Source organism: Kribbella shirazensis, from assembly GCF_011761605.1.
GTDB lineage: Bacteria > Actinomycetota > Actinomycetes > Propionibacteriales > Kribbellaceae > Kribbella > Kribbella shirazensis.
This window is the reverse complement of the sequence record NZ_JAASRO010000001.1, coordinates 3315407-3336730: the sequence shown is the minus strand read 5'-3', so window position 1 is coordinate 3336730 and position 21324 is coordinate 3315407. Positions and strand designations below refer to the sequence as shown.

The 21324-nt window shown below is 70.5% G+C and carries 15 protein-coding genes; 1 reads left to right on the top strand and 14 read right to left on the bottom strand.

Going from position 1 to position 21324, the window contains the following annotated elements:
* Positions 1-62: 62 nt before the first annotated feature.
* From BJY22_RS16460 to BJY22_RS16420, 9 genes are all read right to left on the bottom strand, one after another.
* Positions 63-5771, bottom strand: coding sequence for an Ig-like domain-containing protein (locus tag BJY22_RS16460; RefSeq protein ID WP_238350379.1), 5709 nt, complete (start codon positions 5769-5771; stop codon positions 63-65).
* A 146-nt stretch (positions 5772-5917) separates the two neighbouring features.
* Positions 5918-8128 (bottom strand): hypothetical protein, encoded by a 2211-nt coding sequence (locus BJY22_RS16455; protein ID WP_167207736.1) that lies wholly within the window; start codon positions 8126-8128, stop codon positions 5918-5920.
* On the bottom strand, positions 8125-9111 hold the full coding sequence (locus BJY22_RS16450) for a glycosyltransferase family 2 protein (RefSeq protein WP_167207734.1): 987 nt from the start codon (positions 9109-9111) through the stop codon (positions 8125-8127). The genes BJY22_RS16455 and BJY22_RS16450 overlap by 4 nt, the downstream gene beginning before the upstream one ends.
* A 46-nt stretch (positions 9112-9157) precedes the next feature.
* The gene (locus BJY22_RS16445) at positions 9158-10699 is read right to left on the bottom strand and encodes a gamma-glutamyltransferase (protein ID WP_167207732.1); all 1542 of its coding nucleotides are present in this window, start codon (positions 10697-10699) and stop codon (positions 9158-9160) included.
* Between the two features lie 39 nt (positions 10700-10738).
* Positions 10739-13378, bottom strand: a complete 2640-nt coding sequence (locus tag BJY22_RS16440; protein WP_167207730.1) for a phenylalanine--tRNA ligase subunit beta — start codon at positions 13376-13378, stop codon at positions 10739-10741.
* The gene (pheS, locus tag BJY22_RS16435) at positions 13378-14487 is read right to left on the bottom strand and encodes a phenylalanine--tRNA ligase subunit alpha (protein ID WP_167207728.1); all 1110 of its coding nucleotides are present in this window, start codon (positions 14485-14487) and stop codon (positions 13378-13380) included. Before pheS ends, BJY22_RS16440 begins: the two co-directional genes overlap by 1 nt.
* 91 nt (positions 14488-14578) lie before the next feature.
* Positions 14579-14917, bottom strand: coding sequence for a hypothetical protein (locus BJY22_RS16430; protein WP_167207726.1), 339 nt, complete (start codon positions 14915-14917; stop codon positions 14579-14581).
* Positions 14910-15824, bottom strand: coding sequence for a hypothetical protein (locus tag BJY22_RS16425; RefSeq protein WP_167207724.1), 915 nt, complete (start codon positions 15822-15824; stop codon positions 14910-14912). Before BJY22_RS16425 ends, BJY22_RS16430 begins: the two co-directional genes overlap by 8 nt.
* A 12-nt stretch (positions 15825-15836) precedes the next feature.
* Positions 15837-17348 carry an MFS transporter gene (locus tag BJY22_RS16420; RefSeq protein ID WP_337758741.1) on the bottom strand — a complete coding sequence of 504 codons (1512 nt, stop codon included), beginning with the start codon at positions 17346-17348 and terminating at the stop codon, positions 15837-15839.
* Between the two features lie 55 nt (positions 17349-17403).
* Between BJY22_RS16420 and BJY22_RS16415 the strand changes: the two genes are divergently transcribed.
* On the top strand, positions 17404-18108 hold the full coding sequence (locus BJY22_RS16415; RefSeq protein ID WP_167207720.1) for a TetR/AcrR family transcriptional regulator: 705 nt from the start codon (positions 17404-17406) through the stop codon (positions 18106-18108).
* 17 nt (positions 18109-18125) lie between these two features.
* Here BJY22_RS16415 and BJY22_RS16410 read toward each other — a convergent pair whose 3' ends face one another.
* The 5 genes from BJY22_RS16410 to infC all read right to left on the bottom strand — a co-directional run bounded on the left by BJY22_RS16410 (position 18126) and on the right by infC (position 21286).
* Positions 18126-19040 carry a CehA/McbA family metallohydrolase gene (locus tag BJY22_RS16410; RefSeq protein WP_167207718.1) on the bottom strand — a complete coding sequence of 305 codons (915 nt, stop codon included), beginning with the start codon at positions 19038-19040 and terminating at the stop codon, positions 18126-18128.
* Positions 19037-19837, bottom strand: a complete 801-nt coding sequence (locus BJY22_RS16405; protein WP_167207716.1) for a TrmH family RNA methyltransferase — start codon at positions 19835-19837, stop codon at positions 19037-19039. The genes BJY22_RS16410 and BJY22_RS16405 overlap by 4 nt, the downstream gene beginning before the upstream one ends.
* Before the next feature lie 26 nt (positions 19838-19863).
* A complete protein-coding gene (gene rplT, locus BJY22_RS16400) occupies positions 19864-20256 on the bottom strand; it encodes a 50S ribosomal protein L20 (protein WP_131367113.1) in 393 nt (130 codons plus the stop codon).
* 77 nt (positions 20257-20333) lie between these two features.
* Complete coding sequence (gene rpmI, locus BJY22_RS16395) at positions 20334-20528, bottom strand: 50S ribosomal protein L35 (protein WP_130383713.1); 195 nt, start codon at positions 20526-20528, stop codon at positions 20334-20336.
* A gap of 80 nt (positions 20529-20608) precedes the next feature.
* Positions 20609-21286 carry a translation initiation factor IF-3 gene (gene infC, locus BJY22_RS16390; protein ID WP_202891138.1) on the bottom strand — a complete coding sequence of 226 codons (678 nt, stop codon included), beginning with the start codon at positions 21284-21286 and terminating at the stop codon, positions 20609-20611.
* Positions 21287-21324 lie beyond the last annotated feature (38 nt).

Here is a 21324-nt window from a genome sequence, read left to right as displayed (position 1 = left end):
CCCGCGCACGGCGCTCCTCCGCGTGGAGCGTCGTCCGCGCCAGGATTGTGATGGCCTGGAGATCACTTCCGTGTGCGTGCGATGGCGACCAGGGTTGCGCCGAGCGCGGCGAGGAGGATGCCGAGGGTGAGGACGATCGCTGGTGGGCCACCGGTTGCGGCCAGGTGGGTGCGGTTGACGGTGCGTGGCTCCGCGGCCGGTGCGGCCCCGACGGTGAACTTCACCGGCGCGGCAACGATCTCGCCGGTGTCGTCGGTCCGCTCGTAGGTCACCTTCGCGGTGCCCGTGAACGTGGCCACCGGTTTGAGCGTGACCGTTCCGTCCGTGCCGACCGTCCAGGTGCCGGCGCCGTTGGTGACGTTCTTCGCGCACGTGCCGCTCGGCGTCCGGAGGCAGACCGAGCTCGGCCTGATCTCCCCGCTGTCGTTGAGCAGCGGGTTCACCGCGACCGGGTTGCCCGGCGTACCGGTCGCGGTGTCGGGTGCCGCCTTGGCGAGCAGCGGTCCGGCGACGGTCACGTCGAGCAGCGCGGTGCCCGACGTTCCGTTCGCGTCGGTGACCCGATAGGACAGCGCACGCGTCGTACCGACGAAACCCTTCGCCGGCGTGTAGGTGACCGCGCCGGCGGCATCCACCGCGAACGTGCCCTCGCGCGGCACGGTCACGGACTTCTTCTCCTTGGCGTCGGCGGGATCCCGCAGGACGACGGAACTCGGGCGGAGCGGCGCCGACGGGTCACCGGCCTTGTCGTTGCCGAGCACGTTCACGACGGCCGCCGTACCGAACGCGGTCTTGGCACTGTCGTCGACGAGCACCGGACGCACCGGCACGACCGTCACGGTGATCGTCGCGCGGCCCGAGTTCCGGTTGCTGTCCTTCACGTCGTACGCCACCGGCCGCGCGGTGCCCGAGAACGTCGCGTCGGGGGTGAACGTCACCTTGCCGTCGGCCACGACGTACGTGCCCTGCCCCGCGATCGCCACCTGATCGACCAGTGCACCACTCGGCCCGACGAGCAGCAGCGACTTCGGGTCGAGGGTCGCGCCCGGACCCGGCTTGTCGTTCGCGAGCGGATCGACGGCCACCGCGACGTGTTGTTTGGTCCGCGCTTCGTCCGGCACCGCCACCGGCCGAGCCTGCACGGTGATCGTCAACGATCCGGCGCCGATCGTTCCGTTGCGGTCGGCCACCTGGTACCCGACCGGGACCGCCACCCCGGCGTACCCGTCCACCGGCGCGAACCGGATCGCGCCGGACGGCTGCACCGTGAACGTCCCCTCCCCCGGCACGACCAGCGCCGGCACCGCGGCTCCGGTCACCGGATCCACCAGCCGTACGCCGCCCGCTACCAGCGGAGCACTCACGTCACCCGGCTCGTCGTTCGCGAGGACGTCGACCGTGAGCGCGGTCTCGTACGGCGTGCTCGCAGCGTCGTCCTTGATCACGGGCACGACCGGCGCGACCGTCACCGTGACGGATGCACTCGCCGGGTTCCCGGTCGAGTCCTTGACCTGGTACGCGACCGACACGACCCCGCGGTACGCCGGTTCGGGATCGAACGTGATCCGGCCGGACTTCACGGTGAACACGCCCTGCCCCGGGATCACCGCCTTCGGTCCCCACGCCCCGCGGTACACCTGGACCGACGCGCGGTCGAACTGCGCGCCCGTCCCCGGCTCGTCGTTCGCGAGCGGATCGACGGCGACCGTCACGTTCTGCTTCGTGCTCACCTCGTCCGCCACCGCCGACGGCCCCTTGCCGACCGTCACCAGCAGCAGGCCCTCCGCGGTGGTGCCGTTGGCGTCCGCGATCCGGTACGTCGTCGGCGTCGTCACGCCCTGGAAGGCCTTGGCGGGCGTGACCGTCACCGCTCCGTAGGCGTCGACGGAGTACGTCCCCTCACCGGCACGCGTCAGCGTCTTGCCGTAGCGCCCGCTGGCGTCCTTGATGACCAGGCTCGCCGGCTTCAGTGGCGCGGACGCGTCGCCCGCCTTGTCGTTCGCCAGCACCTTGACCGTGAGCGCCTGCCCGTACGGCGTGATCGCCGAATCGTTGACGGCGACCGGGTTGACCGCTGTCACGGTCATGCTCAGCGTCGACGCCGCGTAGTTGCCGTCCGAGTCCGCGACCCGGTACTGCACCGCGCGCGCCTGGCCGCGGAACGCGGGCAGCGGATCGAACTCGATCGCACCGCTGGGCTGCACCGCATACGTGCCCTGCCCAGCGACCGTCCGAGACTTCACGTACCCCTCCGCACCGAGCAGGCCGACCGAACCGCGGTCGAGCTTCGCGTCCGTGCCCGGCCGGTCGTTGGACAGCACGTTCACCGTCACAGTGACGTTCTGCAGTGTGGAGGCGGTGTCGGCGATCGCGACCGGCGGCTGACCGACCGCGACCGTCAAGCGCGCGGTCGTCCTTGTCCCGTTCCGGTCGGCCACCTGGTACGTCAGCGGCGTACCGGGCCCGCGGAACATCGCGCCCGGCTCGAACCGGACCGCTCCCCCGCCGGCCGTGTACACACCCTCGTTCCGGATCCGTACCGTTGCCTTCGGCAATCCATCGGCCGGATCGACGAGCTGCAGACTGCCCGGCACCAGCGGGGCGGTCGGGTCACCCGGCTTGTCGTTCGCCAGCACGTTCACCGTGACCTTCTTGCCGTACGGCGTCCGCGCGGTGTCGTCGGCCGCGACCGGGGTGATCGGCGCGATCGTGACCGTGATCGTCGACCGCGCGGTCTGACCGAACTCGTCGGCGATCCGGTACGTCACCTTGGCTGCCGTGCCGGTGAACGTGGGCAGCGGATCGACGGTCACCGTTCCGTCCGGGTTGACCTGGTAGTCGGCCTGGCCCGGGAGCTTCACCAGCTTCTTCAGCGCTCCGTCGGCCGGATCGACCAGCAGGAGGCTGCGCGGGTCGAGCGTGGTCCCGGAGCCCGCGAGGTCGTTGAGCGGCGGGTTCACGCGGAGCGTGACGTTCTGCTTGCCGGTCGCTGTGTCGGGTGTCGCGGTCGGGGCCGGTGGTTTGGCGATCGTGACGGTCAGCGTCGCGGTGGTCGGCGTACCGTTCACGTCCGCGACGCGGTAGCTGACGGGGGTCGCGGCGCCGGTGAACTTGGGCAGCGGGTCGACCTCGACCGCGCCCTCCGCCGTCGTCGTGTACTTCGCCTGGCCGGGGACCACGAGCGTCGCCGTCGGCCGCTTCGTGGCCGGATCGATCAGCCGGACGGTGCTCGGTACCAGCGGGATCGACGGGTCGCCCGCGGTGTCGTTCGCCAGGACCGGCACGGTCACCTTCGTGTCGTACGCCGTCCGCGCGGTGTCGTCGGACGCGTCCGGCTGGACCTTCGTCACGCGGGCCGTCAGCGTCGACTTCCCGATCGCTCCGTTGCCGTCGGCCACTTGATAGCCGACCGCGGTCGCCTTACCGCTGAAGGCAGGCAGCGGGTCGAAGACCACAGTGCCGTCGGTCCTGACCGAGTACTTGCCCTCGCCTGCGACGACAAGTGACAGCACCGGCCTGGTCGCCGTCAGGAGCCGCACACTGCCCGGCTTCAGCGCCGCGCCGGTCGGGCCGGGCTCGTCGTTGGCCAGCACTGTTGCCACCACGGACTGCCCTTGCACAGTCGTGATGGTGTCCGGGTTCGCGACCGGAGGGCCGGGCGCCGCGACGGAGACCGTGAGATCGGCGCGCGCCGCCGTACCGTTCTTGTCGAGCACCTGGTAGGTCACCGGTGTCCCGACTCCGGTGAAGCCGTGCACCGGCTGGAAGTTCACCTTCCCGCCGGTCACCAGGAAGGTGCCTTGCCGGGCGATCGTCACCTTCGCGACGAGCTGCTTGCTGGCCGGGTCCACCAGCCGGAGCGATCCGGGGACGAGCGGCGCGTCCGGCGAGCCGGGCAGATCGTTGTCGAGCACGGGTACGACGATGTCGGTGTCGAACGCCGTCGAAACCGAGTCACCGTTGGCCGTCGGCGTGACCGCGGTGACTGTGACGGCCAGCGTGGACTCAGCGGTTTGGTGGGTGGTGTCCGCGACGCGGTAGCCGATCGACGTCCCGACGCCGGTGAACTGCGGCACCGGGACGAAGTCCACGCCACCGTCCGGCTTCACGACGTACGCGCCTTCGCCCGCGATCACGACCTTCTTCTTGAACGTCGCGTCGGCCGGATCACGCAGTACGACGGAGCCGGAGGCCAGCTGCACACCCGCGGCGGCGCGGTCGTTGGCGAGCGGCTTGACGGCCACGCTGACGTTCTGCGGAGTGGTCACGGTGTCGGGGTTGGCCACCGGGCGCGCCGGGAGGGACACCGTCACGGTCAGCTTGGCGGTAGCCGCAGTGCCGTTGCTGTCGGCAACGCGGTAGGTGATCGGCTTGGCCGTACCGACGAAGCCCGGCACCGGCTCGACGCGGACGGTGCCGTCGGGTTTGGCGACGTACTTCGCCTGACCGACGACGTTGACCATCTGCACGCAGGTGCTGCCGTTGACCAGGCACAAGGTGCCGGGCGTGAGCGGCGCGGCCGGATCGCCGGGCTTGTCGTTGGCCAGCACCGGTACGACGACCGCGGTGCCGAACCCGGTCGTCACGGTGTCGTCGACCGGCACCGGCGGGGGCGGCGGCGTAATCGCGAACTGGTGGTCCTCGACCTCACCGGCATCCGCGGCCCCGGTCGGCTTCTCGACCTGCGCGACGTCGTACCCGACCCGGACCCGCGCGTACGACGCTCCGGCCTTCGGAGCGAGCTCGGACCAGCGCAGCGTGATCGTCGACTGCTGGGCGGCGAACGCGGCACAGGCCCGCTCGCCCGGTTCGAACGCGCCGTTGACGTTGAGGTCGATCCACGCGCACGCGCGGCCCGCCTTCGACGTACCGGCAAGCTGCAGGTCGGCGGAGTACGACGCCTGACTCGTGCGGAGCGGCTTGAAGACGACACCGTCGTCGGACTGGTCAGGTGTGGCCGGGCCGGTGCTGCCGTTGGCGATCGCGGCGTTGTCCTCGGTGACGTCCTTGCCGAGGTGTACGTCGCTGAGCACCGACCACGCCGCGCCGTACGTCGTGGGCGCATCGCCGAAGTCCTCGGGCGTGGACGCGACGATCGAGAACGCGTCGCCCGAGGAGCCGGTGTTCAGCGCCGGCAGCTTCGGATGCTTCGTGAACAGCGCCGACATGTCGAACGCGACCGTGGTGACGACGCCGTTGACGCGGACCGATCCGCAGGCGGCGGTCGCGGAGGTGTCCAGGCCTGACGGGCTCTTGGTATTCACGCAGTTCGGGCCGGCGTCGTGGTTCGCGGCGGTGATCGTGTCGCTGGTGACGGCGAGGTTGTTGCCCTGGCCGAGCTTCGTGAGGCTGAGGCCGGGAGTGGCGAGCTTCAGGATCGAGTGCAGCTCGGACTGCGCGGTCGTCCGGCCGCTGACAGTCCGGGTGACGGAGCCGCCCAGACCGCCGAGGTGCAGCACCGGGTTGCGCACCGGCTGGGAGAACGTGATCGTCAGCGTGCCGCGATCGCCACAGCCGCCGGTGGACGCGCAGTCGCCGGTGTTCACCACCACGTCCTGCGCCGGAGTCTTGGTCTCGATCGCGGGCTGGTACGTGGCCGGGCCGATACCACGGAAGCCCGCGGTCGTCGGATCACCGAGCTCGGTCAGCCCGCTCACGGTGATCGTCTGCCGCAGCCCCGAACCCGGCATCACCGTGGTGGCCGAGTCCCCTTGCCCGAACGGTGCGGTCGGCACCTGGTAGGCGTTCGCGGAGATCGTGCCCAGACTCAACAGGCCGAGGGCAAGAAGAATGGCCCCCGGTCGGGTTGCCCGCATGTGTCCCGCCCTCCCGAGCAATCAGGTGCATTGCTGCGGCCGCGGGGCGGGCGGGCCTGCACAGACGTAACGGCCCATGCAGACCCGATGTTACGGGACAATCACTCTCCGAGGTCGTAGATCAGGATCTTCCCCACGCTGTGTCGTCGTACGGCGAGCCGGTCGAGCACCGGCGCCACGGGCCCGTTGCGCGCGTCGGCGTACAGCCAGCGCACGCCGTACTCGTCGCGCAGCCTGCGCAGCAGCTCGGGGGTCGGTGCCGTGATGGCTTGGTTGGTGAGCGCGACGCGGTCCGGCCACGGTGACGGCTGCTCGGTGTAGCGGCGGCCGTTGTCGCCCTGCTTCGCCATCGCCTGGCTCGTGTACGCCCAGCCCTCGACGAGCGTGCGGCGGCCGGCGATCCCGCTGACGAGATAGCCGCGCGCGTCGCAGCCCGGCGCGGGCGGGCCGGCCGGGCGGCACCAGGTGTTGGTCGCGACCACGTCGGTCGGCGCGGAATGCCGCCCGAGCCACAGCGCGGCCGAGGCCTCGTCGGGGTATACCCACCAGCGCGCCGCTCGGTACGTCGGCGCCTTTTCGGTGTCACCCCGGACGGCGCTCTGCAGGAAGGAGCTGATCGGGGCGGTCGAGAGCAGCACCAGTACGACAAACATGCCGCCGCCTGCTTGCCGGAAGAACAGGCGCCACGCCACGAGCAGGAACAGGGTGATGCCGAGTACGACGAGCAGCATCCGCGTGCTCAGCCACAGTTGCCGACCTGTCGACGCGGCAGGTACACCGCGTGCCCAGACCAGCAGACCGGCGTACAGGATCGACAGGACGAAGGCGGCGATCGCTATCGGGATCGGCCGGCCCGCCGCGCGGGCACTGGTCGCTGCGAACCATCCCGCTCCGGCCAGGCTGAACGGCGCCGCGGTGTAGACGAAGTACGACTCGCTGACCGACGGATGATCGATCAGCAGGTACCCGAGCCAGCCGGCGATCATCGCACCGAGCAGGAACCACGCGACCGGATCCTTGCGGCCGGCCACTCCGAACCCTGCCCACGACATCGCCTGAAGCGTCAGCAGCAGACCGAGCAGCAGGCTCAGCGTGCCGATCACTTCGCCGTGTGCCAGCGCCGGGAGGATCAGGCCGCCGGCACCTGGCTGCGTCTTGTCACCTGTCGCTGCAGTGTAGACGGGCAGCGACTTCAGTACGGCGAGGAACTGCACTCGCGAGCCACTGGTGCTTCCGGCGACGGTCAGGAAGGTGATCGCGCCGACGACGAGCAGTACGGCCGCCGTACCGATCGAACGCCACGGCAACCGCCGCGTCGTCACCAATAGGTAGAGCGCCGCGAGGCCGACGGCCGCGATCAGCAACGGCAGCACAGCGGGCTTGGACCCACCGCCGACGACTGCAACAGGCACTGTGATCAGCCAGAGCCAGCGACTGCCGTCCTTGAACAGCAGGTCGATCAGAAACACCGCGACGGCGACAGCCGCGACCATGCCGAACGTCTGCGACGGACTGAGCAGGCTGACCGGCGGGGCCAGATTCACACTCGTGTCGACGAGCAGGAACAGTTGCGGCGCGGCCAGCGCGAGAGCAGCGAGTACTCCGGTCCACCAGGTGCGACTGACCGTGCGGGCAAGTGTCGCGCAGACGAGCAGTGAAACGACGAGCCACGGCAGGACCCACAGACGGAATAGCACTACCATCGGTGTCAGGCGTGTGACGTCCACTGCTGCGGCCATGTCGGCGTTGGCGAACCAGTGGTATTCGAGCGGCTCACCGACCACCTGCGGCGTTTCCGGCGGCACCGACCGGATCAGCTCCTGCACCATCGACAGGTGGTAGAGGAGGTCGGGGTAGTACGCCTCGCCGTGCGGCGGCATCGGGTGGTACGCCATCACGCCGAACGTCGTCGCGCCGACCATCACGGCAGCGGACACCGCCAAGCCCCACGTCCACGCGACCGGCAGCGGCTTGGGCTCGGTGATCCGGAAATGCTGCCGGCCGGCGATCGCGAAGCCGAGCAGGACCAGCGCCGGCCAGACGATGAGCCAGCGCTGCCAGCCGAGTGCGGTGAAGATCGCCCAGCCGATCAGTTGCCACGTCGCGCCGACGACCGACCCGAGACCGAGGTCCTCGGCCCAGTTCCCGGTACTGCGCCACGCGGCCCGCAGCAACAGCGTGCCGGGCAGCGCGATCGCGGCCGCGAAGTAGACGGCGTACTTGAGGAGCGGACCGGGGCCGACGTCACTTAGCGCTGCGAACCCACCGGCCGCCACCGCGATCGGCAGCAGCCACGGGAGGGACCGCTTCATCTGTTGGAAGGGGTGCTTTCGTGCAGTGGGTCCTGATGTCCGTGGTCGTCGAGGCTGTCGTAGCCGACGAGGAACTGCGGTCTGCGTTGACTCGACTGGAACAGGCGGGCGACGTACTCCCCCAGCAGGCCGAGGCAGAGCAACTGGATCGCGCCGATCACACTGACCGCGAGCACGGTCGACGTCCAGCCCGGGATGCTCCGGCCGGTCAGTTTGATCACCAGCGCGCCGACGACGAACAACCCGGACATCGCGCCGCCGAGCAAGCCCAGCCAGGTCGCGAGGCGCAGCGGCGCCGCCGAGAACGCGGTCACGCTGTCGAACGCGAGCCGGACCATCTTGGACACGCTGTACTTCGTCGACCCGGCGGCCCGCTCCGCCCGGACGTACGGGACCTCGGTACTCGGGAAGCCGAGCCACGGGATGACGAGGCGGAACACCCGGCCGTCGTCGGGCAGCGCGTTCACGGCGTCCACCACCCGGCGGGTCACCAGCCGGAAGTCGGCCGCGTCGAACGGGATCTGCTTGCCGACCAGGCGGCACATCAAGCGGTAGTACAGCCGGGCCGTCGTACGTTTCGGCCACGAGTCGCTGGAGCGGTCGGAGCGGACGCCGTACACGACGTCGACGTCCTGTTCGCGGACAGCCTGCAGGAAGTCGGCGATGACTTCGGGCGGATCCTGGAGGTCGGCGTCGATCGTGACGACGTACCGGCCGCGGGCGCGGCGGAACCCCGCCGACTGCGCTGCCTGATGACCGGAGTTGCGGAGCAGCCGTACGACCCGGAGTTGCGGCCAGTCCTTCGCCGCGTCGAGGAGCAGCGCCGCGGTCCGGTCCCGGCTGCCGTCGTCGACCACGAGCAGCTCGTAGGTGATGCCCAGGCCGTCGAGCAGCGGGTGCATCCGCTCGAAGAAGATCGGCAGCACCTCCTCCTCGTCGTACATCGGTACGACGACGGAGAGCTCGGGCTGGGTGTCCCGCATCAGCTGCCTTTCCGTGTCCTCGCTGTCAGATTGTTGACCTTACCGCTCAGGACGAGATCGCGACCGCTCCGGTACGGCGCGGGTCGCCGACGGCGAGGAGGCCGTCGGCCGGGTCCCAGAACGCGGCTGCCACGCCGCCGAAGTACATCGAGTGCGGCGGCATCGGGCGGGACGGCAGCGCGGTCGAGCCGGAGACCGGCAGATCGTCCTCGAAGTCCACCACGACGTCCTCGCGGACGCGGACGTGCAGGCGCGGGTGCTCGACGGCCTCGCGGAGCGGCAGGCCGCCGTGGGTGTAGAGCGCGTAGACCTGGGCGAGCGCGGTCGGGATCCGGTCCGAACCGGGCGAGCTGATCGCGAGCACGGCACCGTCGCTGTCGCGGCGGGCGACGCTCGGCGCCATGTTCGAGGTGAGGCGGGTGCCCGGCGCGAGGCTGTGCGGCCCGCCGTGCAGGAGCTCCTGCTCGCCGAGCGCGTTGTTGAGCCAGATGCCGGTCCCGGGGGTGAGCACACCGGATCCGTACCCGGACGAGACCGTGATCGCGCAGGCGTCACCCTCGTCGTCCACGACCGACACCGTCGCCGTACTGGGCGAAGTCAGCGCGCGCAGGTCGCCGGCCGAGGCCAGCTCGAGCACCCGCTGACCTTCCAGCTTGCGCACGTCCTCCTCGTCGAGCTCGGCGAGCCGCCGGCCGAGCACGGCGTGCTGGACGTCGATCAGCCGCTCCAGCTCGGACTGGTTCCAACTGCCGTCGGACGGTACGCCGTCCAGCAGCGCGAGCATCGCGGCGACAGCGACTCCCCCGACGGCGGGCGGCGGGTTGGTCGCCAGGCGCCAGCCGTTCTGCTTCACCACCAGGGCCGGGCGTACGACGGCCTCGTACGCGGCCAGGTCCTCCGCGGTGAGGATGCCGTCGTTGGCGGCCATGTCGTGGATCAGGAGCTGGGCGAGCTGCCCCGTGTACAGGGTCTCGGCGCCGTCGCGGGCGATCAGCTCGAGCGCCTCGGCGAGCTCCGGGATGACGATCGTCGTACCGGCCTTGATCACCTCGCCGTCGTGGTCGTGCACGACGCCGTGGCTCGGCTGGTGCCAGCCGAAGATGATCTCGTGGGTGAAGCCGAGGTAGTAGCCCGACGTCCGGCTCAGCGGGAAGCCGTTGCGGGCGACGTCGATCGCGGGCTGGACGACCTCGCGCCACGGCGCCTTGCCGGAGCGGCGGTGGGCGAGGTCGAGCGCCTTCATCCCGCCCGGTGTGGCGACGGAGCCGTGGCCGACCGTGGTCGTCGTACCGCCGCCGTAGTCGGTGGTGACGTCCCAGACGCCGCGGCCGAACTGCTCGGCGGACAGGCCGCGGCCGGGCATCTCCACCCAGCCGTCGATCGTGACCGGGTCCCCGCCCGCGACCTGCAACGTGACGAAGCCGCCCGAGGCCGGTGAGACCACGCCGATCTCGTTCACCATCGTGACGAGCGTGGCGGCGATCGCGGCGTCCACGGCGTTGCCGCCTTCCGCGGCCACCCGCACACCAGCGTCGGCCGCTGCCGCGTTCGGCGCCGCGACGGCAACTCGCGGATGGGCCCTGCTCATCGCGAAGCCCGGGCGAGCCGGCGCGCGGCGCCACTCATCTCAGCCGACCCGTTGGACGGCGCCGAAGCGGTCGACGGCGACCTGGACGGCGGCCTGGCGCGCGTCGGCGACCTCGTTCTCCTTCAGGGTCCGGTCCGGGGCCCGGAACCGCAGCGCGAACGCCAGCGACTTCTTGCCCTCGCCGATCTGCTCGCCGGTGTACACGTCGAACAGCCGGACCGCCTCCAGCAGCTCGCCCGCACCCTCGGCCAGCGCCGCCTGCACGTCCGCCGCCGACACCTCGGCCGGGACGATCAGCGCGACGTCCTCCTTGGCCACCGGGTACGACGAGAACGGCCGCGCCGCGACCGACTCCGGGCCTGCCGCGATCAGCGCGTCGAGATCCAGCTCCACCGCACTCGACCTGGCCGGCAGCCCGAACGCCTGGCACACCTTCGGGTGCAGCTCACCCGCATGCCCGACCACGGTGTCCGAGATCGAGAACTCGGCGCACCGCCCCGGGTGCCACGGCGCGAGCTCGGTGTTCTTCACGACCAGCTCCACACCGACCGCGGACGCGATCAGCCGCGCGATCTGCACCGCGTCGGCCCAGCCGGCCGGGCGGCCCTTGCCCCACCAACCGGTCGGGGTCAGCGCACCGGTCAGCACGACTCCGACGTGCAGCGGCTGGTCCGGGAGGGCGTCGTACAGCGACTGGACCTCGGCGTCGCTCGGGCGCTGCGCGACCGACGGCAGCGGCGCGGCCTTCGTCTCCGCCTTCGGGACGAAGACCAGGCCGGTCTGGAAGATCGCCAGGTCGTTCGCGCCCCGGCCGACGTTGCGCTCGGCGGTCCGGAGCAGGGTCGCGAGCAGCGTGGTCTGCATCGACGGCTCTTCGTCGGACAACGGGTTGACGAGCTTGACCGTCGTACGGCGGGGATCGTCGGCCGGGATGCCCATCGCGTCGAAGTCGGCGTCACCCGTGAACGGGTACGACACCACCTCGGTCAGACCGGCGCCGACCAGCGCGGTCGCCACCTTCCGCCGCCGCTGCTGCGACACGGTCAGCCCCTGCCCGCCCGGCGCGGACGGCAGGATCGACGGCACGTTGTCGTACCCGAACAGCCGGATGACCTCTTCGGCGAAGTCGTTGGGGTCCCGCAGATCCGGCCGCCACGACGGCGGAGTCACGGTCAGCAGGTCGTCACCGGCCAGTCCCGCCGCCACCGCACTGCCACCGGCCGAGGCACCGGAAGCGGGAACCGCCTGCGCCGCCGTGCCGGGCTGGGTGAGCGCCGAGCCGGCGGACTCGATCACGAGCGCCGGCGAGTGGACGCCGGCGGCCAGCGGAGCAGCCACCGCGTCTGCCGCGGCCCGGTCGACCGTGCAGCCCACCGACCGCAGGTGCCGCAGCGTGTCGGTCAGCGTGATTTGCGCACCCGCGACGCGAGCCGGGTGGTCGGCGCGGATCGTCACCGGGGCGGGCTCCGGGTGGGTGTCGACGACGGTCTCGTCGGGCAGGACCGTGCCGCCGGCGTACTCGGCGAGCAGGTCCGCCACCCGCTGCGCGGCGTACCGCGGCAGGTCCGGGTCGACCTCGCGCTCGAACCGCCGCGACGCCTCCGACGACAGCTTGTGCCGTCGCGACGCCCGCGCGATCACGATCGGGTCGAAATGCGCGGCCTCGATCACGACGTCGGTGGTCGCGTCGGAGATCTCCGTCGATGCACCACCCATCACCCCGGCGACACCGATCGGCCCGGAGTCGTCGGTGATCAGCAGGTCCTCGGCGTCCAGCTCGCGGGTCTGGTCGTCCAGCGTCATCAGCTTCTCGCCGGCGTTCGCCCGCCGTACGACGATCTCGCCGGACAACCGCGCCTTGTCGTACCCGTGGATCGGCTGACCGAGCTCGAGCATCACGTAGTTCGTGACGTCGACCCCGATCGAGATCGGCCGCATGCCGGCCGCGAGCAGCCGCTTCTGCATCCACCGCGGCGACAGCGCCTTCGGGTCGATCCCGGTCACGGTCCGCGTGACGAACACGCTGCACGCCCCGGCGTCGTCGACCCGCACCGGATAGCCGCCCGCACCGGATCCGGTCAGTGTCAGGTCCGCCGGGTCCTTCAGCGCCACGCCGTACGCCGTCGCGGCCTCGCGGGCCACGCCGCGGATCGAGAGGCAGTACCCACGATCCGGCGTCACCGCGATGTCGAGGACGTCGTCCCGCAGCGCGAGCAGCTCGATCGCGTCGTCACCCGGCGTGCCCTCACCCGGCTCCAGGACGACGATGCCGTGCGTCCCGTCGTCGCCCAGGCCGAGCTCCGCGCTCGAGCAGATCATCCCGTTCGACACGTGGCCGTACGTCTTGCGCGCCGAGATCGCGAACCCGCCGGGCAGCACCGCGCCCGGCAGCACGACGACCACGAGATCGCCGACCTCGAAGTTGTGCGCACCGCAGACGACCCACTGCGGCTCGTCCTTGCCGATGTCGAGCGAGCACCAGCGGATGGTCTTGCCGTTCTTCTGCGGCTCGTTCTCGTACGTGAGCACCTTGCCGACCACGAGCGGCCCGGTCAGGTCGGACTCCTCGACGGTCTCCACCTCGAGGCCGGCCCGGATCAGCTGCTCCGCGACCTGGCGGCCGGTGACGTCACCCGGCAGGTCGACGTACTCACGAAGCCATGACAGTGGGACCCGCATCAGATCTCCATCCCGAACTGGCGGCTGAACCGCACGTCACCCTCGACCATGTCCCGCATGTCCTCGACGCCGTTGCGGAACATCAGCGTCCGCTCCAGGCCCATGCCGAAGGCGAAACCGGAGTACCGATCGGTGTCGATGCCGCAGGCCTGCAGGACGCGCGGGTTCACCACGCCGCAGCCGCCCCACTCGATCCAGCCCTCGCTGCCGCAGGTGCGGCACGGGCGGTCCGGGTTGCCGACGGAGGCGCCGCGGCAGACGAAGCATTTCAGGTCCACCTCGGCCGACGGCTCGGTGAACGGGAAGAAGTTCGGCCGCAGACGCGCCTCGAGGCCCTCGCCGAACATCGACACGACGAAGTGGTCGAGCGTGCCCTTCAGGTGCGCGAGCGTGATGCCCTCGTCCACGACCAGGCCCTCGACCTGGTAGAAGACCGGCGTGTGCGTCGCGTCCAGCTCGTCGGTGCGGAACACGCGTCCCGGGCAGATCACGTAGATCGGCGGCTTGCGGGTCAGCATCGACCGCGCCTGCACCGGCGACGTGTGCGTCCGCAGTACCTTGCCGGAGCCGGCCGGCTCGACGAAGAAGGTGTCCTGCATCTGCCGCGCCGGGTGGTCGGGCTGGAAGTTCAGGGCGTCGAAGTTCAGCCACTCGGCCTCGACCTCGGGGCCCTCGGCGACGTCCCAGCCGAGCGCGGTGAAGACGTCCGCGACCTGCTCGGAGATCAGCGACAGCGGGTGCCGCGCGCCGAGCTCCGGGGTGTGCCACGGCAGCGTCACGTCGACGCGCTCGGTGGCCAGCATCTGCTCCTCGTGCTCCGCCTCGAGCACCGCGAGCCGGGCCGCGAAGGCCTCGTTGATCGCCTTCCGGGCGGCACCGATCCGCTGACCGGCCTCCTTGCGGGCCTGCGGAGGCAGCGCGCCGATCTCCCGGTTCGCCAGCACGATCGGCGACTTGTCGCCGAGATGGGTGGACTTGGCCTCCTGCAGGGCGGCCAGATCAGCCGCCCCGGTAAACGCCGTCAGCGCCTCGTCGCGGGTCCGCTCCACCTCTTCGGCATGCAGCGGCGTCACTTCGACCGGGTCGTAATCAGTGTTGGGACCGGACATGGCTCGCTCTCGGGTTGGTACGTCTTCGGCTTGCAGTCTAGAAACCCGAACCCGAATACCGTGAATCGGCCGTCCACAACCGCCCTGCCGATCAGCCCAGGCGGTAGCGGGCCCGGACCGCGCCGACCAGAATGCCGAGGCCGGCGAGGAAGGCGCCGACGCCGACCGGGAGGTAGAAGTACGGATCGTCCGCTGCGCCGGGTGGTGTCATCCACGAGCCGTCGCGGGGCTCGGACAGGAGCAGGAACACCGCCCCGGCCACGTCGTACACGACGGCCAGCACGATCGTCACGATCGCGAGGGCACGGGCCCACTCGAGCACCGAGCGGTTCCCTCGTGAGCGCCCGGCCAGCATCATGCCGAGGCCGATCGGCGGCAGCAGGAACAGGCAGGTCAGGACAACGTTGGCGAGCGCCTGGTACTCAGGCACGACTCTCCTGGCGGAGCGTACGCAGCGACCAGGCGAGGGTCAGTAGGCCGATGAGAAGCGCCCCGGAGCCGACCGGGAAGGAGACCGACGGACCGTCGTCCCACATCGGATCGCCCGGCGTCTCGCGGCCGTGCTGGTCGACGGCGCCGGCCAGCAGGTAGATCGCCATCAGGACCGTCATCAGCCCGCCGGCTGCGAATCCGGTGACCGGTGCGACCGCTTCGGCACGAAGCCTCTCGCGGGAGACCAGCCGGGCCAGCACCACCGTGGCCGCGATCGGCCCGACGATCACGACAATCCACCCCAGCCAGACCAGCATGAGGTAGTCGCCTCTGTGGAGGCCGCTCATCCAGCTCAGCATGTACCCCAGCACCGACCAGAGCGTGCACAGCACGACCGTGGCGCCGATCAGCCGTTGCCGCACCGAGGTGCGCTCCGGCCGGATCCGTCCGAGCAAGCCGGACAGCACCGCGAACGGAACCAGCATCAGTGCGGTCCAGAGCAGCAGGTTGAGTGCGCTCTGACCGCTGCTCGTGTAGTTCGGCTGGATCCGCGCGAGCTCGCGCTTGGTCAGTCCGGACCGGCCGGCCCACGCGAGGTCGGCCGGGTCCATGTCGTCGATGCGCGCGAGGTTGGCGGTCGCCGCGATCCGCCGTACGGCGTCGTGTTCGCCGTCCTCGCGCATCAGGTGGCCGACCGCGCAGTGCCGGCCCGCGCTGTCCACGAAGTACGGCGTACTGCGCAGGCCGGTGTCGTTGCGCGGAAACGCCCGGCTCTTCCGGTATTCCCGGAGGAGGTCGAGATTTCGCAGCCGAGCCGGATCCGACGACGGACGGTGGCGGAGCTGGAACTCCGCCGACCACAGATGGAGCCGGGTCGGCAGGTCGATCAGCCACCGTCGCGTCATGGATTCATGCTGTCAGCGGACCGGGTCGTCCACCGCCGGTACGGCGTCCTCCACCTTCGCCTCGCCCGTCGGCAGCACCGCCAGCGCGACCACCGCACCGGCCACCGCGCCGATCGCGCCGACCGTCATCGCGATCGACATCGCGTCGGTGAACGCGTGCCTGGCGGCGGCGAGGAAGTCCGGTCCGAGCGCGAGCGTGTCCGCGATCGACTTGCGGGCCGCCTCCGGGACCGAGTCCGGGAGCGCCGACGAGTACGCCGCCGCGAGCACACTGCCCAGGACCGCGACCGACAGTGCCGCACCGGTCTGCTGGACGGTGTCGTTCATCGCCGAGCCGACCCCGCGGTGTTCCGCTGGAACGGCCTGCATCAGCAGCGTGTACGCCGCCGGACCGGCCAGTCCCCCGCCGATCCCCATCACCAGCAGGCCGACGATCAGCAGTCCGTACCCGGTCGAGTCCGACACCTGGGTCAGGATCGCGAACCCGCCCGCGATGATCGCCAGACCGAGCGAGATCAGTGTCCGGTCGGCGAGCTTCTTCCCGAGCGTCGCGCCCAGCCCGTTGAACAGCGCCGCGGCCACGGCGTACGGCAGCAGCGCCAGTCCGGCCTTCAGCGGCGAGTACCCGAGCGCGAACTGCAGGTACTGCGTCAACGCCAGCATCAACCCGCCCGCGGTGAACGACAGCAGCACGATCGAGAAGCTCGTACCGCTGAACCGCCGGTCCTTGAACAACGCGAGCGGCACCATCGGATGCGCGCTCCGCCGCTCCCACAGCGCGAACGCGGTCAGCGCGACCACTCCGACCGCCAGCCCGCCGAGCACCCGGCCGGAGCTCCAGCCGTGCGCCGGGATCGAGACGATCGCCCACACGATCGACGCCATACCGACGATCGTCAGGACCGCGCCCGCCGGGTCGACATCGCGCGCCGGGCCCTTGGACTCCGGGATCAGCGCCAGCGAGCCGACGATCGCCAGGATCGCGATCGGCACGTTCAGCCAGAAGATCGAGCCCCACCAGAAGTGGTTCAGCAGGACGCCGCCGACCGTCGGACCCGCCACCACGCCGACCATCGCGACCATCGACCAGCCGGCCATCGCCTTGCGGTGCTCCTCCGGCGGGAACACCGTGAACAGAATCGACAGCGTGCTCGGCATCAGGAGCGAGCCGCCGACACCCATCAGCCCACGGCAGGCGATCAGCTGCCACGGCGTCTCGGCCAGCGTGGCCAGCAGCGACGCCGCGCCGAACACGACCAGCCCGAGCAGCAGCATCTTCCGCCGCCCGAACCGGTCGGACAGGCTTCCGGCGGTCAGCAGGAGGCCGGCGAACGCCAGGATGTACGCGTCGATCACCCATTGGATGTCCGCGGGCGTCGCGCCCAGGTCCCGCATCAGCGCCGGGATCGCCAGGTTGAGCACGGTGTTGTCGACCACCAGCACCATCAGGCTCAAGCACAGGATCAACAGGATCCACCAGCGCCGGGGATGCCCGGTGGTGGACTCGAACGGTGTACTAGTCACTCGCACACTGTACGACGAACTCGAACGGTGTGCGAGTGCTTTGTAGGATGGGTGCATGACGGACTCGATCTGGACTCGGGAGCGCAAGGCCACGCCTCCGAAGGAAACGCTGAGCCGGGCGCAGATCGTGGCCGCGGCGATGGCGATCCTCGACGCCGACGGGGTGACCGGGCTGAGCATGCGCAAGCTCGCCGCGAAGCTCGACGCCGGCGCGACCAGCCTCTACTGGCACGTGCCGACCAAGGACGACCTCGTCGACCTGCTGATCGACGAGGTCTGGTCCGAGATCGACGTCCCCGAGCCGGAGCTCGCCGGCTGGCGGAACGGGGCACTGCTGTTCGGGCACAGCCTGCGGTCCGCCGTACTGCGGCATCCGTGGCTGCCCGAGGTGATGTACACCCGCCCGAGCATCGGCCCGCACGCGATGGCGCTCGGCGAACGCGGTCTGGCGCTGTTCGGCGCGGCCGGCTTCTCGGACCACGACATCGACCTCGCGATGGGCAGCGTGATGTCGTACGTGCTCGGCACGGTGAGCGCCGAGGTCGCGACCCGCGAGATGGTCCGCAAGTCCGGCCGCTCGGAGGAGAGCTGGGTCCGCGAGCGACTCGAAGAGGCCCAGGCGGTCGCCGTCGACTACCCCGAGATGCAGGAATCGGTACGCCGCCGTACGTCGGCCGGCCTGGACACCAGCCTCACCGAGAACTTCGTCTTCGGCCTCGACGCCCTCCTCGACGGCCTCGAAGCCCGCGTCAAGAAGTAGCCGCCACGCTCCGCGGGTCAGCGGGCAGGGCGGGGTGGCAGATGGATCGGGTTCGTCCAGGCGCGGGCGCCTGAGGCGTCCTCGATTGTGATGCGGCAGTGGGTGCCGCGGAACAGGGCCAGCGGTAGCGAGCACTCGGTGAGATCGGTGCCCTGGGCAACCTCTGCGCCGGGGTGGCCGCCGCTCAGCAGGATCTTCGTGGCGGGCGAGCAGCGGACCACGACCACGTCCGCCTCGACGCGTACGTCGTACAGCTCGGGCCCGGTGCTGGAGTAGAAGTGGCCGGCTTTCAAAGCGGCCAGGAGTGCGTCCGGCTCGAGGACCTCGGCGCGGACGTGGACCCACGCCTGGCACGGCGGCGGGTCCTGCGGTTGCAGGTGGGCGTCGTCGGCGGCGTACGTCGTCAGCCGGTGACCGCGGTTCAGCAGGACGTCGGTGAGGTGCCAGCTGTCGCCGCGGTTCTCCCGGTCGGCGAGCGCGTTGTAGACCTCGACCGAATGGGCCGCGTCCAGACTCTCGGCATCCACGGCCGACAGCAGCGACGCCGCCGGATGAGCCATCCCGACGAACGCACCGGCGGCCCGCGCCCGGCGCGCCAGCTCCGGACCGGTCTCGGTCGACGAAGGCGCCGCGAAGTCCAGCGGCAGTCCGGCCGCCACGATGTGCCACGCCTGCCCGGCCTCGGTGAGCGGAGCGTGCAACTCCGCGCCGATCAGCGTGGTGAATCCGTCCGTCCGCAGCTCCCGCGTGTCCGTCATCGGGAACCCGTACTCCGGCCGGAAATGATCTGTGATCGCCACGAAGTCGTACCCCGCGTCGCGATACACCGCCGCGGTCTCGCGCGGTGACAACGCACCGTCGGAGCGGTCCGAGTGCGTGTGCAGGTTCCCTCGCCAGAACCGCCCCGGCAGGTCGAACGGCAGGCCCGTCACCGGCGTTGCTCGCGGGCCGACGCGTACAGGCAGACAGCTGCGGCGGTCGCGAGGTTCAGGGACTCGGCGCGGCCGTAGATCGGGACCTTGACCGAGTGGTCCACCACGGCGTTGATGCCGTCGGGCAGACCGTGGGCCTCGTTGCCGAACAGCCAGACGGTCGGCTTCGCGAGCGTGCCGTCGTCGATGCACGTGTCCAGGTCGGTCGCGCCGTACCCGTCGGCGGCCAGCACCTGCAGGCCCTGCTCGCGCCACGCCTGTACGGCGGTGACGATGTCGACGTCCGTGGTGATCGGGACGTGGAAGATGCTGCCGACACTGGCCCGGACCGCCTTCGGGTTGTGCGGGTCGACGGACTCCGACGACAGTACGACGGCATCCGCCCCGGCCGCGTCCGCCGTACGGATCAAGGTGCCGACGTTGCCGGGATCACGGACCTGTACTCCGGCCGCGATCAACTTCCCGGTGCTGCCGAGCGGCACGGTCACGAGCGAGCAGACGGCGACGACGCCCTGCGAGGTGACGGTCTCGCTCAGCGCCTCGACGGCGGCCCGGTCGACCTCGATCCACGGGACACCGGATGCCGCGGCCAGGTCATGGAGGTCGCGATGCCGGGTGGCCACGGCGGGCTCGGCGTACACCTCCACGACGAGCTCGCGGTGCTCGAGCGCCTCCCGGACGGCCTGCGGGCCCTCGACCAGGAACCGGCCGGACTTGCGCCGGAACGCGCGAGTGGCGAGCCGCCGAGCCTGCTTGATCCGCGCGGATTGCGCGGTCAGCAGACCGGGACTCGCCACTCGAGTTGCTACTTCGGGGGTGCGGCTCAGGCCGCGGCGTCGCTCTTCGGCGCGTTCACGTCCGCCGGCAGGGCGGCCTTGGCCACCTGCACGAGCGCGGAGAACGCGGCCGGGTCGTTGACGGCCAGGTCGGCGAGGATCTTCCGGTCGACCTCGACCTCGGCCAGGCGCAGGCCCTGGATGAAGCGGTTGTAGGTCAGGTCCTCGGCGCGGACCGCGGCGTTGATGCGCTGGATCCACAGCTTGCGGAAGTCGCCCTTGCGCGCCTTGCGGTCACGGTAGGCGTAGACGAGCGAGTGGGTGACCTGCTCCTTGGCCTTGCGGTACAGCCGCGAGCGCTGGCCGCGGTAACCGCTGGCCTGCTCGAGTACGACCCGGCGCTTCTTGTGGGCGTTGACTGCCCGCTTCACGCGTGCCATGAGGTGTTACTCCTTGTATTTCTGCGCCGGAGCCGGACGGAGCCCACTCGGCGGGGGATGTTGGGGTGGGGGTTTGCTCAGATGCCGAGCAGCTTCTTGGCCTTCTTCACGTACGCCGGGGCGACCTCGACGGTGCCCGACAGGCGGCGCTTGCGCTTCGACGACTTCGCCTCGGCGAGGTGACGAACACCGGTCTGCTCACGACGGATCTTGCCCGATCCCGTGACCCGGACCCGCTTCTTCATCCCCGAGTGGGTCTTCATCTTCGGCATGGCTGTGTGCTCCTGATTTTCTTCGTTGACTCGATCATCGGTGTGACGGCTCCGGCCGCCTCGGCAGCCGGAGCGGTTCGTCACTCCGGGTCGAGGTTGTCGGCCGGACCCTTCGGCTTCTTGGTCACTCCGGCTGCGCGCTCGGCCTCGTGGGCCTGGGCCTGCTCGGCGCGCTCCGCGCGCTCCGCCTGCTCCTCGGCCTCCCGTTCGGCCTTCCGCTTCGCCTTCTCGGCTTCCACGTCCACGCGCGCCTCGGACTTCTTCTTGTGCGGTCCGAGCACCATGATCATGTTCCGGCCGTCCTGACGCGGCGACGACTCGACGAAGCCGAGCTCGCTGACGTCCTCGGCCAGCCGCTGCAGCAGCCGGAAGCCGAGCTCCGGCCGGGACTGCTCGCGACCGCGGAACATGATGGTGATCTTGACCTTGTCCCCGGCCTTCAGGAACCGCACCACGTGACCCTTCTTGGTCTCGTAGTCGTGCGGGTCGATCTTCGGCCGCAGCTTCATCTCTTTGATGATGGTGTTGGTCTGGTTCCGGCGGGACTCGCGCGCCTTCTGCGCGGTCTCGTACTTGTACTTGCCGAAATCCATCAACTTGCAGACCGGAGGCCGTGCGGTCGCCGCGACCTCGACCAGGTCGAGGTCGGCCTCCTGGGCCAGCCGCAGTGCGTCCTCGATCCGGACGATGCCTACCTGCTCACCGTTCGGTCCGACCAACCGCACCTCGGGAACGCGGATGCGCTCGTTGACGCGCAAATCAGTGGTGATGGGTCCTCCTGGGTTGAACTAGTACT